General features: G+C 71.2%; 15 protein-coding genes and 1 riboswitch. Of the genes, 7 read left to right on the top strand and 8 right to left on the bottom strand.

Features of this window, described 5'->3' with window-relative positions; genetic code table 11:
- Window positions 1–107: 107 nt before the first annotated feature.
- Entirely contained in the window at window positions 108–605 is a 498-nt protein-coding gene (locus ACYVE7_RS17920; RefSeq protein ID WP_460365870.1) for a GNAT family N-acetyltransferase, read from the bottom strand.
- Between the two features lie 166 nt (window positions 606–771).
- A riboswitch (cyclic di-AMP (ydaO/yuaA leader) is annotated at window positions 772–911 on the top strand.
- Window positions 912–917: 6 nt separating this feature from the next.
- Between ACYVE7_RS17920 and ACYVE7_RS17915 the strand changes: the two genes are divergently transcribed.
- The gene (locus tag ACYVE7_RS17915; protein ID WP_460365868.1) at window positions 918–1,868 is read left to right on the top strand and encodes a CHAP domain-containing protein; all 951 of its coding nucleotides are present in this window, start codon (window positions 918–920) and stop codon (window positions 1,866–1,868) included.
- Between the two features lie 8 nt (window positions 1,869–1,876).
- Window positions 1,877–2,650: a glycoside hydrolase family 25 protein gene (locus tag ACYVE7_RS17910; RefSeq protein WP_460365867.1), complete on the top strand. Its 774-nt coding sequence runs from the start codon at window positions 1,877–1,879 to the stop codon at window positions 2,648–2,650.
- Window positions 2,651–2,703: 53 nt separating this feature from the next.
- Here the strand turns inward: ACYVE7_RS17910 and ACYVE7_RS17905 are convergent, their stop codons facing one another.
- From ACYVE7_RS17905 to ACYVE7_RS17895, 3 genes are all read right to left on the bottom strand, one after another.
- Window positions 2,704–5,256 (bottom strand): ATP-dependent Clp protease ATP-binding subunit, encoded by a 2,553-nt coding sequence (locus ACYVE7_RS17905; RefSeq protein WP_460365866.1) that lies wholly within the window; start codon window positions 5,254–5,256, stop codon window positions 2,704–2,706.
- A gap of 150 nt (window positions 5,257–5,406) precedes the next feature.
- Window positions 5,407–7,425, bottom strand: coding sequence for a substrate-binding domain-containing protein (locus ACYVE7_RS17900; RefSeq protein WP_460365865.1), 2,019 nt, complete (start codon window positions 7,423–7,425; stop codon window positions 5,407–5,409).
- Window positions 7,426–7,539: 114 nt separating this feature from the next.
- The gene (locus ACYVE7_RS17895) at window positions 7,540–7,722 is read right to left on the bottom strand and encodes a hypothetical protein (protein WP_460365864.1); all 183 of its coding nucleotides are present in this window, start codon (window positions 7,720–7,722) and stop codon (window positions 7,540–7,542) included.
- A gap of 190 nt (window positions 7,723–7,912) precedes the next feature.
- Here ACYVE7_RS17895 and ACYVE7_RS17890 point away from each other — a divergent pair, with 190 nt between their 5' ends.
- Complete coding sequence (locus ACYVE7_RS17890) at window positions 7,913–8,821, top strand: LysR family transcriptional regulator (protein ID WP_460365862.1); 909 nt, start codon at window positions 7,913–7,915, stop codon at window positions 8,819–8,821.
- 5 nt (window positions 8,822–8,826) lie between these two features.
- Here ACYVE7_RS17890 and ACYVE7_RS17885 read toward each other — a convergent pair whose 3' ends face one another.
- The 4 genes from ACYVE7_RS17885 to ACYVE7_RS17870 all read right to left on the bottom strand — a co-directional run bounded on the left by ACYVE7_RS17885 (window position 8,827) and on the right by ACYVE7_RS17870 (window position 10,923).
- Complete coding sequence (locus ACYVE7_RS17885; RefSeq protein ID WP_460365861.1) at window positions 8,827–9,714, bottom strand: SDR family NAD(P)-dependent oxidoreductase; 888 nt, start codon at window positions 9,712–9,714, stop codon at window positions 8,827–8,829.
- A 123-nt stretch (window positions 9,715–9,837) separates the two neighbouring features.
- Entirely contained in the window at window positions 9,838–10,473 is a 636-nt protein-coding gene (locus ACYVE7_RS17880) for a TetR/AcrR family transcriptional regulator (RefSeq protein WP_460365860.1), read from the bottom strand.
- Between the two features lie 57 nt (window positions 10,474–10,530).
- Complete coding sequence (locus ACYVE7_RS17875; protein WP_460365859.1) at window positions 10,531–10,695, bottom strand: DUF3073 domain-containing protein; 165 nt, start codon at window positions 10,693–10,695, stop codon at window positions 10,531–10,533.
- A gap of 30 nt (window positions 10,696–10,725) precedes the next feature.
- The gene (locus ACYVE7_RS17870) at window positions 10,726–10,923 is read right to left on the bottom strand and encodes a hypothetical protein (protein WP_460365858.1); all 198 of its coding nucleotides are present in this window, start codon (window positions 10,921–10,923) and stop codon (window positions 10,726–10,728) included.
- Between the two features lie 114 nt (window positions 10,924–11,037).
- Between ACYVE7_RS17870 and ACYVE7_RS17865 the strand changes: the two genes are divergently transcribed.
- From ACYVE7_RS17865 to ACYVE7_RS17850, 4 genes are all read left to right on the top strand, one after another.
- On the top strand, window positions 11,038–11,217 hold the full coding sequence (locus ACYVE7_RS17865) for a hypothetical protein (RefSeq protein ID WP_460365857.1): 180 nt from the start codon (window positions 11,038–11,040) through the stop codon (window positions 11,215–11,217).
- A 46-nt stretch (window positions 11,218–11,263) separates the two neighbouring features.
- Window positions 11,264–11,620, top strand: coding sequence for a zinc ribbon domain-containing protein YjdM (locus tag ACYVE7_RS17860; RefSeq protein ID WP_460365856.1), 357 nt, complete (start codon window positions 11,264–11,266; stop codon window positions 11,618–11,620).
- A gap of 125 nt (window positions 11,621–11,745) precedes the next feature.
- On the top strand, window positions 11,746–12,084 hold the full coding sequence (locus tag ACYVE7_RS17855) for an ArsR/SmtB family transcription factor (protein WP_460365855.1): 339 nt from the start codon (window positions 11,746–11,748) through the stop codon (window positions 12,082–12,084).
- The coding region (locus ACYVE7_RS17850) for a SulP family inorganic anion transporter (protein ID WP_460365854.1) at window positions 12,084–12,640 on the top strand (557 nt) is incomplete at its 3' end. The genes ACYVE7_RS17855 and ACYVE7_RS17850, both read left to right, overlap by 1 nt.

The following is a 12,640-nucleotide window of genomic DNA, read 5'->3' as shown; positions in this document are numbered from 1 at the left end:
CACCACCCTCCGCCCCCCGCGCTACCCCCGCTGACCACCCCGCCCCCTGCCTGCCGACCCACCCGCCGACCACCCCGCCCCCGTGGCGTGATGGTGCGGGTGGGTGGTCAGCGGCCGACGGAGGGGCTGCGGCGCTCCAGGAGGAGGACGTCGCGCCAGTGGCCGTGGTGGCGGGCGACCCGTTCGCGGGTGCCGATGGTGCGGAAACCGGTGGCGTGGTGCAGGGCCAGGCTCGCGGTGTTCTCGGGGAAGACGCCGGACTGGATCGTCCAGAGCCCGGCCGCCTCCGTGGAGGCGATCAACGCGTCGAGCAGCGCGCGTCCCACGCCCAGGCCGCGCGCCTCGGCGGCGACGTACACCGAGTGCTCGACGACGCCCGCATAGGCCGGACGGGACGAGACGGGGCTGACCGCGATCCAGCCGAGGATCGTCCCGCCGGGCGCCGCCGCGACGAGCCGGTGGCCGGGCAGCCGGGCGGCGCTGAACTCCGCCCAGCTCGGCGCCGCGGTCTCGAAACTGGCCTGGCCGCCGTCGAGCCCTGCCTGGTAGACGGCGAGCACCTGGGCGGCGTCCCCGTCGGTCATCGGACGCAGTTCGAAGGTCATCGGCCGATCCTAGCGACCGCCCGAGCCTCAAATGTTTGAGATCTCAACTGATCGGCGGAGCGGGCGCTCAACCGTACGGTTGATGCGGTCATGACTTTCATCGACCCTGCCTTTATCAATTTGTGATACGCGCTTTACCTCGCATACCTTGCTCGGACTGGCCGAGATCCGGCCGCCGCCGAACCTTCGCAAGAAGGGCCGGGGACCCAGGTTCGTTGGGGTGAATCCACTGCTCAGGCAGTGGTAGGGCCGCCTCCTTGGCCCGAATCCGTCAGCTAACCCGGTAGGCGGAGAAGGAGAGGCGGGTGTCCTTTGGACGCCGGTACGCAGAAACTGATCAAGGCACTCGAATCGCAACTCGGCTACACCGAGAAGAGCAAGTGGACGAAGTTCGGCGACTGGTACGGCGAGAACGTCGACGACTCCTACGACTTCTCCCACGCCGCCTGGTGCGACATGTTCCTCACCTGGGCCTCGGACCAGGCCGGGACGTCGGCGCGGACGGGCGAGTTCGCCTACACCCCCGCCCACGCCAACTGGTTCAAGAAACAGGACGCCTGGGGGACCAAGCCGGAGCCCGGCGCGTTCGTGTTCTACGACTGGTCCGGCGGCAACGGCATCGGCGGCATCGACCACGTCGGGATCGTCACCTCCGTGGCCGGCGGGAAGATCCGGACCATCGAGGGCAACGTCGACGGGATCTACGCCAAGCGCAAGGTCCGCGACCAGAGCAAGGTCGTCGGCTACGGCTACCCCGAGAAGGTGAAGGCCGAGGAGGAGGGGGCGACCGCCGAGGCCGCCGCCGAACCCGGGCAGCAGACCGCCGAAGCGCAGGCACAGGCCGAGGGCGAGGCCGCGCGGTCGGCCGAACCCCAAGCGTCGCAGTCCGCCGCCCCCGAGCAGGAGGCGCGCTCCGAAGCCGTCGCCGAAGCCAAGCCGGGCGACGGCGACGCCAAGAAGGAGGACACGGCGGACGAAGCCAAGCCCGCGGAGTCCAAGGATGCCAAGAAGAAAGAGGAGAAGAAGGAGGCCAAGTCCGGCAAGGACGGCCATGAGGCGTCCGCGCGGAAGAAGACGGCCCCCGAGCAGACCGCGACCCTCGGCACCGCCGAACTCGCCGCCGCCGCGGTGGTCCCGGTCCGCCAGGACGGCTCACCCGTCGAGCTGGCCGGCGCGTTCGCCGCGGTGGTCTTCACCGTGCTGGCCCTGACCATCTGGCTGACCCGCGGGTTCTCCCGCGGCAAGCACCGGGAGGCCAAGTGAAGAACCCGATGAGCAACCGCATCGCCGCCCTCGTGCTCGCCGCGGCGGGAACGGTGTCCGCCCTGGCCATCACCGCGGCGGCCGTCGACGACCCGCCGTCCCGCCCGGTGACCCCGGCGGCGGCCGTCTCGCACCTCCCGGACACCGCGCCGAAGCCGGAGACCACGCCGAAGTCCCCGGCGGCCAAGGCGGAGGCCCGTCCGCGCGGCTATGACGTCTCCCACTACGACCGGGGAGTGCAATGGGACAAGACCGACCGGGCGTTCGGCATCGCCAAGGCGACTGAGGGCACGAACATCGTCGATGAGACCTTCGCGAAGCACTGGGCGGAGCTGGCGGACGCCGGCAAGGTCCGCGGCGCTTACCACTTCGCCCGTCCCAACGGCGATCCGGTGGAGCAGGCCGACTACTTCCTCAAGGCAGTGAACCGTGAAGGGCTGCGCGCGGGCGACCTGCTCGCCCTCGACCTGGAGGTCTCCGGCGGCCGCTCCGGCGCGGAGCTCAACCGCTGGGCGAAGGCCTGGCTGGACCGGGTCGAGGAGAAGACCGGGGTCAAGGCGTTCGTCTACAGCTCCTGGTACTTCGCCCGCGACATGGGCGAGGGCCTCGGGGAGTACCCGCTCTGGGTGGCGCACTACGGCAAGCCCGCGGGCGAGCTGAAGCCGCCCGCACCGTGGAAGGACTGGACGATCCACCAGTACGCCTCGACCGACCACGACCAGAACATCTCCCGGCTGAACGCCGACGAGCTCCGCGAGCTCGGCTACCGGCCGGCCTCCTGAAAGACCGAACGCCCCCCTGACCCGCGCCGGGGTCAGGGGGGCGTTCGGCTTGCTCAGGACTTCGACTTGGCCTTCGGCTTCTTCGGCTCGGCCTTCTTGGATTCGGCCTTGCCCGACTTGGGCTCGGGCACCGGGTTGCCCTCGGTGTCGAGGGGGCCGCGCTCCGCCCGGATCACCAGCTTGCCGTCGCCGTCGGTCGCGACGACCGCGGTGTCGCCTTCGGTGAGCTCGCCGCCGAGCAGCATCATCGACAGCTTGTTGTCGAGGCTCCGCTGGAGGGTCCTGCGGAGCGGGCGGGCGCCGAACTCGGGCTGGTAGCCGTCGTCGACCAGGGTGTCCTTGGCCTCGTCGGTGACGTTGAGCGCGACGTCCTGGCCCTTGAGGAGCTGCCGGGTCTTCGACAGCAGCAGGTCGACGATCTGGCGGAGCTGCGGCTTGTCGAGCCGGTCGAAGACGACGACCTCGTCGATCCGGTTCAGCAGCTCGGGGCGGAGCGTGTGCTGGACCAGCTCCATCACCTGGTCCTCCAGCTCCTTCTCGTCGTCGCCGGTGTACGACAGGATGATCTGGGAGCCGATGTTGCTGGTCATGATGACGACGGTGTTGGAGAAGTCGACGGTGCGGCCCTGCCCGTCGGTGAGCCTGCCGTCGTCCAGCACCTGGAGCAGGATGTTCATGACGTCCGGGTGGGCCTTCTCGATCTCGTCGAACAGGACCACGCTGTGCGGGCGGCGGCGGACGGCCTCGGTGAGCTGCCCGGCCTCGTCGTAGCCGACGTATCCGGGAGGCGAGCCGACCAGCCGCGAGACGGTGTGCTTGTCCTGGAACTCGCTCATGTCGATCCGGACCATGTGGTCGTCGCCGCCGAACAGGGTTCCGGCCAGGGCGCGGGCCAGTTCGGTCTTGCCGACGCCGGTCGGGCCGAGGAACAGGAAGCTGCCGACGGGACGGTTGGGGTCCGACAGCCCGGCCCGGCCGCGCTGCACCGCCTCGGCCACCGCGGTGACGGCCTTGTCCTGGCCGATGACCCGCTCGTGGAGGTGCTCGGCCAGCCGCATGATCCGGTCGCGTTCCTCCTCGGTGAGGGTCTGCACCGGGATGCCGGTCCGCCGCGACACGACCTCGGCGATGTCGGACGCGGTCACCTCGGGCACCGTGTCGTCGCCGTGCCTGGCCCGCTCCAGCTCGGGACGGAGCTCCTCGATCTCCCGCGAGATCTCCTTGGCCCGGTCGTAGTTCTCCGACTTGACGGCCTGGTCCTTGTTGCGGTGCAGGAGGTCCAGCCGGTCCTCCAGCTCGCGGACCCCCTGGTCGGGGGCTTGCGCACGGAGCCGGACACGCGCGCTGGACTGGTCCATCAGGTCGATGGCCTTGTCGGGCAGGAACCGGTCGGAGATGTACCGGTCCGACATGGAGGCGGCGGCGTCCAGAGCGTCATCGGTGATCTTGACCTGGTGGTGGGCCTCGTAGGCGTCGCGCAGGCCCGCCAGGATCTCGACGGTCTGCTCGACCGTCGGCTCGGGCACCAGGACGGGCTGGAACCGGCGTTCCAGGGCGGCGTCCTTCTCGATGTTCTTGCGGTACTCGTCGATCGTGGTCGCGGCGATCACGTTGAGCTCGCCGCGCGCCAGCGCCGGCTTGAGGATGTTCGCGGCGTCCATGCCGCCCTCGGCGGAGCCCGCCCCGACCAGGGTGTGCACCTCGTCGATGAAGATCACGAGATCGTCGGAGTACTCGCGGATCTCGTCGATGACCTTCTTGATCCGCTCTTCGAACTCGCCGCGGTACTTCGCGCCCGCCACCATGCCGGTCAGGTCGAGCGCGACCACCCGCTTGTCCTTGAGGGTCGAGGGGACGCTGCCGTTGACGATCCGCTGCGCGATGCCCTCGACGATCGCGGTCTTGCCGACGCCGGGCTCGCCGATCAGGCACGGGTTGTTCTTGGTGCGCCGCGACAGCACCTCGACGGCCTGCTCGATCTCCTCCTCCCTGCCGACGACCGGGTCGACGTTCCCCTGCCGGGCCTCCTCGGTGAGGTCGCGGCCGTACTCGTCGAGGGTCGGCGTCTGGCCGCCGCCGGTGGTGGAGCCCGCACCCGAGCCGCCGTTCTGGGACGGACGCTCCCCGGCCATCGCCTCCTGGAAGGCGTCGGCGGTGACGCCCTGCTCGGCGAGGAGCCGTGCCGCCGCCGACTCCGGATTCGCCATGATCGCGAGCAGCAGGTGTTCGGGGCCGATGTAGGACGCGCCGAGCGCCCGCGACAGCCGCTGCGCGTCGAGGATCGCCTTCTTCGCCGACGGTGTGAGCGTGGTCGGCGCGGCCCCGGGGCTGCCGTGCGCGGTGGCCTCGGCGATGCGCTTGGTGATGCCGTCCGGGTCGCCGCCCGCGGCGCGGATCAGGGCACGGCCCGGGTCGGCCGCGGCGCCCGCGTTGAGCAGGTCGATGACGTCCAGGTCGGCGGCGCCGCGTTCGGCGGCGTCCTGGATCGCGGCGCCGAGCAGCTCACGGGCCGGTTCGCTCAGCAGCTTCCCGACGTCCACCCGCTGCACCCCGGGCCGTGACGGCGGCCAGCCGTCCTGCCCGCCGTAGACCCGCCCCGCCAGCATGTCGAATCCGCGGAACGGGTCATCGAAGAACGAACCAAAAGGCGTCGACACCGTCATACCCCCGTCAGGTCACAGCAGTTTCCCCTAGGGACCTGACCGGCCCGGCGGCTTCCTAAGCCCAAGAAACCCCCCCGACCCTCTCAAACGGTGTCAGAAGTTGGAGATGACGCCCGCGAAGATGTCGTCGATCTGGCGGGGGTCGCGGGCGTCGTAGGAGCGGGCCTCGGTGGTCTCGGCGATCGTGGTCAGGACGTCCTGGTCGGCCTCGGCCCCGTAGCCGACCGTGAACACCCGGACCGACTCGGCGCGCGGCTTGCCCAGCGTGGTGAGGAGGTTGTCGTAGCTGAGCCCGGCCGGGCTGCGCTCGTTCTTGCCGTCGGTGAGGAAGACGACCGCGTTGATGGCGTCGGGGGACTGCGCGGCCCGCATCTGCTCGAACGCCGCGGCGACGGTGTTGTAGAGGCCCGTCTGGCCGCCGGGGGTGATCGCCTGGATCCGTTCGCGCAGCTCGGGTCCGATCCGGGAGATCGGCCCCGGCGCGACGAGCTGCCGGTGGTCGCGGTCGCCGTCCTGCTTGGAGGAGAACTCCCACAGGCCGACGGAGTCGTCGGGGCCGAACTGGCCCAGGGCGTCGACGGCCGCGTTCTTCGCCAGCTCCAGCCGGGTCTTGCCGGTGCCGTCGACCTTGGCCTCCATCGACCCCGACTTGTCGATCACCAGCAGGACGTTGGCGCGTTTGCGGAGCCTGTTCCAGCCGTCCAGGACCGCTTTGACGACCTCGGGGCTGAACTGGTTGAGCTCGGTGATCTGCGCGTCCGGCGGGATCCCGTTCTCCGGCGTCGCGACCGGCCCCGTCCTGCCTTCGAAGTCGCGGTAGCCGTAGCGCTGGAACGCGGCCTGCGACTCGGGCGAGCGCAGGAAGGACAGGAAGTCGGCGGCCACGGCCCTGCGGTCGGCGTCCATCCAGGAAAGCTGCACATAGGGGTGGTCGGAGGAGTAGGTGCCCTCCTTCGGGTAGATCGCGGCCAGCCGGGTCTGCGGCGGCGGGTGCTCGCCGTACGCGGCGGGGTCGCCGTTGGTGTTGCCCCGGTTGTAGTCGAGGAGGGTCCGCTCCTCGATGGCGATCGCCGAGATGTAGGCCATCGCCTGGCCGCGTTCGTCGGCGCGGCGCAGGTTCTCCATGAACGTGTCGGCGACGTCGCCGTAGTGCACGACCGACCGTTCGACGGTCTTCACGAACTCCTGGACCTCGGGCCTGGCCACGTCGGCCGTGGTCATGTCGGAGGTGTTGCCGGTGGCGGCGAAGTAGGCGCCGAGGGTGGCGTTCAGTCCCGAGGTGGAGAAGTGCGGGTTGGTCTTGCCGAGCCGGAACGGCCCCCACTCCGGATGGCCGTGGCCGCCCCAGCCGGTCGGTGCCTTGGCCAGGTCGGCGACGTCCTTCCAGCCGAGCCGCTTGTCCGGCCAGCCGAGGGCGCGCGCCATCGGCTCGGGCATCGCGATCGCCAGCGGGCTCTTGATGATCGAGGGATGGTCCCCTTCCGGGACGGGCCCCGGTTCGTCGCGGGACGCCGTCTGCTGCCGGTAGAGGGTGACCCAGATCGAGGAGACCGGGCTCCACACGTCGGGCCGTGGGCCGTTCTCGGCGGTGCGCCAGCCCTCCGCCAGCGCCTTGGCGGCCTTCCCCGAGTTCGCGTTGATGATCTCGACATGGGCGCAGAGATCGCCGACCCGGCGGCCGTCGTACTTCTCCGCCAGCTCCCGCAGCACGAAGTCCTTGCCCTGCGACGACGCCACCCGCAGCTTGACGCTCCGGCCAGGGCAGGAGGAGTCCCGCACCACCGAGAGCGTGACGAGATAGGCCGCCAGCCCGCCGATCTGCAGCAGCACCGTGACGACCAGCAGCGGGACGATCAGATGGCCGCGCCGCCTGGTCCGGCTGCGCAGCGCCGATCGGAGCGTCCGGACCGAATCACGCCAGTCGTTCAGCTGCTCGGGGGAGATGTCGTCGAGCTGGCGTTGGAGCCGCCACCCCAGCAGGGTCGTGACGACGGTCAGCAGGGTCGCGAAGGTCAGGGCGAGCACCAGGTCGAGACCGCGCCGGTCGCCGGCCCCCCGCGTCAGGAGGGTCGCGAGGACCCCGACGATGGCATAGGCGACAAGAAGGATCAAAGCTCGGGAGATGATCCGCACCGGATCATCGTGCGGCAAGCCGACCTCTCGGACAAGAGGCCCCCGCGCAGGATCGCCACCGTCTTCCGCACGACGGTCACTATGCGTGACGGACTACCCGGGGGCGGTGGGGTCCTGCGGCGGCCAGGCCAGCCGGGTGAGGATCCGGGCCAGAGAGCGGAGGTAGGGGTCGCGTCGCGGACCGGTGTCCTCGAGCATCGCCAGCACCTCGTCGATCTCCTCCGCGGTGAGGTCGGTCGACAGCTCGCCGTACCGATCCCATGAAGAGTGGTCCATCCAGACCTTCCGTTCGCGGCGGCAGGCCCGGCGCCGCATACCCCGGACGGCCCGCGGTGCCCCCTCGCCCCCGCGGACCGTCCCCCCGTCGTCACTTTCGGTGAGTGAATGTGACGTGACCACTTCACCAGGGTCAACCGTTTTCGATATCGGCGAGATCTCACAGGGTCCCTTCTCATAGCCTGCGGATATGGAGGCACGGCATCTGCGGTACGCGCTCGCCCTGGCGGAGCACCGGCACTTCGGGCGGGCGGCCGCCGCCCTGGGCATCGCCCAGCCCCCGCTGTCCAAACAGATAGCCGACCTGGAACGGAAGGTCGGGGCGCCGCTGTTCCGCCGCACCGGCCACGGCGTCTTCCCGACCGCGGCGGGGGAGGCGCTGCTGAGGCGGGCGCGCATCGTCATCGCCGAGATGGAGGCGATCGGCGGCGACGTCGGCAGGGCGGCGCGCGGCGAGTCCGGCGAGCTGCGGCTCGGGTTCGTCGGCTCGGCGCTGATCGACCTGCTGCCCGCCGTCCTCGGCCGGTTCGGCACCGAACGCCCCCGGGTCAGGCTGCGGCTGGAGGAGCGTTCGTCGGCCGGCTGCGCCGCCGCCCTGGCCGAGGGCGCGCTCGACGCGATCCTCACCAGGGGAGCGCCGCGCGGGTCCAACGTCGAACGGATGCGCTCGGTCACCGTCGGACACGACCGGCTGGTGGCGCTGCTCCCGCGCGCCCATCCGCTGGCGGGTCCAGGACCGATCGAACTGGACCGGCTGCGCGGGCTGACCCTCATCACCGCGCCGCCCGACGAGGAACCCGCGACGGCCGCCACCCTGCCCGCGTTCGACCCCGGCCGGATCATCCACGCCCGCGACGTCCACACCATCGCCGGGCTCGTCGCCTGCGGGGTCGGCGTGGGGATCGGGCCGTCGTGCGTGCGGCGGGTGATCCGCCCGGACGTCCGGGTCCGCGACATCGCGCCCGAGGTGGACCTGCCGCCGCTGATGCTCTCCTACCGGGACGACGACCCCTCACCCGTGCTGGACGCCTTCCTGGCCGTCGTCCGGGCGGTGCGCCCTTCGGCCGGGCCCGCGCTGGACCGGCATCTGGCGCGCTGACCGGCTCAGTACCCGATCAGCCGCTCGCTGGTCTCCCAGAGGTCGGCGGCCTTGGCCGGATCGTAGGAGTCGGCCGACGAGCGGATCCGGCGCGTCCCGGAGAAGTAGGCGCCGGTCGTCCCGGCGAGCGCGGGATCGGTGACGAGCCGGGCCAGCGCCCGCGCCGACCGTCCGGGCGTGTGCACGTTCAGACCGGGCAGCAGCGTGGCGGCGGGCAGCAGATACCGCCACGCGAACGCCTGGAACGCCGGATAGTCGCGGGCCAGCCCCGTCCCCGGCATGAGCCCGGGATCGAACGCGTTGACCGTGATCCCTGTGTCGCCGATCCGGCGGGCCAGCTCGTAGGCCGTCAGCACGTTGCACAGCTTGGACGTGGTGTATCTGCGCCGCCCCGCGAGGCTCGCCGACGCGTCGGCGTCGCCGCCCGGCGTGGCCAGCGCGAGGGCCGAGGTGTAGACGGGAGCGGGCATTCCGGTGCGTTTCGCCGGGTCGTGGGTGTCGCTGGCGACCAGGACGATCCGCGCCGGAGCGGCCAGCCGCGGCAGCAGCTCCCGGACGAGCAGGAAGTGCGCGAGATGGTTGACGGCGAAGGTCTGCTCGAACCCGTCCGCGCTGACCGCCTCCCCGGACACGGTCTGCACGCCCGCGTTGCAGACCACGGCCTGGAGCGCGGGCAGACCTTCGGCGAACCGGCGCACGTCCGCGAGCGACCCGAGGTCGAGCGCGAGCCCGGTGACCCCTTCGCCGATCGCCGCGGCCTTGCGCCGCACCGCCTCCGGATCGCGTCCGGTGATCACCACCCGGAGCCCCGCAGCCGCGAGGATCCGCGCGGTCCGGTGGCCGAGCCCGCCCGTCCCTCCGGTGATCAGCACACTCCGCGGTCCGTCCTTCATCGGGTCTCCTGGGGGTTCGGCCCGCTGACGCGGGTGATCGGCGATCGCGAGAGGGCGCGCCCGGCCGGACGGCCGACGGGAAGCGCCGGTCGTCGGGACGTTCGCCCGAGGGGGCATCGGTCGTCAGGGGGTGCGGGCGGCCCTGGCGCGCGCGGCGGGGGCCAGGGCGGTGAGGGCGGTGGCCAGGTCGGCGTACATGCGGTGGAGATCGGCCTGCCCGGGCTCCAGCTGGGAGGCGAAGAAGCAGCCGTCGGAGAAGGCGACGGCGAAGCCGGCGAGATCGTCGGCGGCGGCCGCGGCGAGCTCGGGGGGTTCGTTGGCGAACAGGAGGGCGGCGATGACGTCGCGGAAGAACGATCTGGCCTGCGCGCGGACCCGTTGGACGAGCTCCGCCGCCACCGGGTCGGCCGAGCCCTCGATGGCGAGCGTGTAGAACAGGCGGAGGAAGACCGGGTGGCTCGCCACCGCGTCCGCGCCCGCCGCCAGCACGGCCTCCGCACGGGCCGCGGGATCGCCCGGCAGCTCGCTCCAGCGGGGGAGCGCGGCGAACCAGCGGTCGGCGCCGCGCTCCATGACCGTCGCGAGCAGCCCCTCCTTGCTGCCGAAATGCCAGTACAGCGAGGTGGGCGCCACCCCGGCGGCCTTGCAGATCGCCGAGACGGGGGTCGCCGCGTAGCCCTTCTCGCTCATCAGCCTTTCGGCGACGTCGAGCAGCAGCTCCCGCGCGACACCGTGCTGCTCCTGTGCGCGTCTTCCCATGGAGCCAATGTAGGGATCGCTACATACAGACGCAAGGGGTGGGGAGGGTCGGGTGGATCACTCCCAGTCCTCGTGCTCGTCGGCGCTTTCCTCGGCACGGTCCAACGCCGAATCGGCGACGCCGAGGGCCGCGCGCAGCCGATCGAGGTCGGTGCCGCCCGTGTCGTACTTGAGCTGGCGGGCGATCCGGGTCTGCTTGGCCTTGGCCCGGCCACGTCCCATGGCGTTCTCCTTCGGGGTCGGCGGCCGGGGTCAGCGGTCGCTGTCGGCGGGAAGGTCGATCTGGTGCTCGGCGGCGCGGCGGACCAGGTCGGCCAGCTCCGCCGCGTAGGTGTCGGCGCCGTACTCGTCGCCGTCGATCCGGGCGGCGGACAGGTTCGCGCGGGCGAGCGCGGCGCGCTCCCGCAGGTGCGCGGCCAGCTCGGTCATGCCGGGTTCCTCGACGCTCACGGGACCATCCTTCATTAGTTTTCCAGTTGCTAATATTAGCAAGTGTTGGGTCGCCGGGTGTGGCCCGCGACATCGGTCCCGCCGTTCCCGGCGGGCTTGCGGAGGGGTGGGCACATGGCCAGAAGGCCGAGTCTCGAGGAGCGGATCGCCGCCAGGCAGGCCGGTCGCGGCCCGATGAAGGAGGGCAAGTACTTCGAGCACGGCCCCGCGAAGATCATCTTCGCCGGGCTGATCGTCGTGGTCGTCCTGACCCACCTCATCGCCCTGCTCATGATCAAATACGCACCGGGCTAAGCCGTGCCCGCCCGAAACCAGCCCGATCGAACGAGGATGACGCCCCATGAGTGAGACCCTGCCGCCGTGCCCGGCCTGTTCGAGCCCCTACGCCTATGAGATGGGCGCCCTCCTGGTCTGCCCGGAGTGCGCGCACGAGTGGACCCCGGGCGCGGCCGCCGAGACCGCCGAGGCCGCCGAAGACACGGTCGTCAAGGACTCGGCGGGCAATGTCCTCGCCGACGGCGACACCGTCACCGTGATCAAGAACCTCAAGGTGAAGGGCAGCCCCGCCGGGATCAAGGCGGGCACCAAGGTCCGCAACATCCGCCTCGTGACCGGGGTCGACGGCCACGACATCGACTGCAAGGTCGACGGGTTCGGCGCGATGCAGCTCAAGTCGAGCGTCGTCCGCAAGGCCTGACCGTCCCGCCGGATCCTTTACCGGCCGAACCCTCTTTTCGAGTTGAAGATCTCTTCAAGTCGGCATACCGTTCCAGGGTGGCCCCTTCCGGGGCCACTGCCGTTCGATGCCCGTGGGGTTGTGCGATGCCGGTTCCGTTGTATGAGGCGAAGGCCGAGTTCTTCCGGATGCTCGGCCATCCGGTGCGGATCCGGGTGCTCGAACTGCTCTGCGACGGGCCGATGCCGGTCCGCGACCTGCTCGCCCGGATCGAGGTCGAGGCGTCCAGCCTCTCCCAGCAGCTCGCCGTGCTGCGGCGCAGCGGGATCGTCACGGCCGTCCGCGAGGGATCGACCGTCGTGTACGAGCTGGCCGGGCCGGACGTCTCGGATCTGATGAAGGCCGCCCGCCGGATCCTCACCGAGCTGATCAACGGGCAGAAGACCCTGCTGGACGAGCTGATGGACACCGGGAAGCGCGGCTGATGGCCACCAACGGAACGGGGCTGCTGAACCACGCCCGCGCACTGCTGCCCGGCCGCGCCGATCTGGTGGCGATGCGCCGTCAGCCGCGCCGCGACCTGCTCGCCGGGGTGACCGTCGCGATCGTCGCGCTGCCGCTCGCCCTGGGCTTCGGCGTGACGTCCGGGATGGGTGCGGAGGCCGGGCTGATCACCGCGATCGTCGCGGGCGCGCTGGCCGCGATCTTCGGCGGGTCGAACCTGCAGGTGTCCGGGCCGACCGGCGCGATGACCGTGGTCCTCGTGCCCGTCGTCGCGCGGTTCGGGCCGTCCGGGGTGCTGATGGTCGGGCTGTTCGCGGGGGTCCTGCTGGTGGCGCTGGCGTTCGCGCGGGCCGGACAGTACGTCAAGTACGTGCCGACCCCGGTCGTCGAGGGGTTCACCGTGGGGATCGCCGCGGTCATCGGGCTCCAGCAGATCCCGGCGGCGCTCGGCGTGGCCAAGCCCGAAGGCGAGAACGTCGTCGCGGTGGCGTGGCGGGCGGCGGGCGAGGCCGTCCACGCGCCGCAGTGGGCCGCGAT

The sequence above is a fragment of the Actinocorallia lasiicapitis genome, assembly GCF_054778695.1.
The sequence above is the reverse complement of the archived record's forward strand: the minus strand, read 5'-3'. Positions and strand labels throughout refer to the sequence as shown.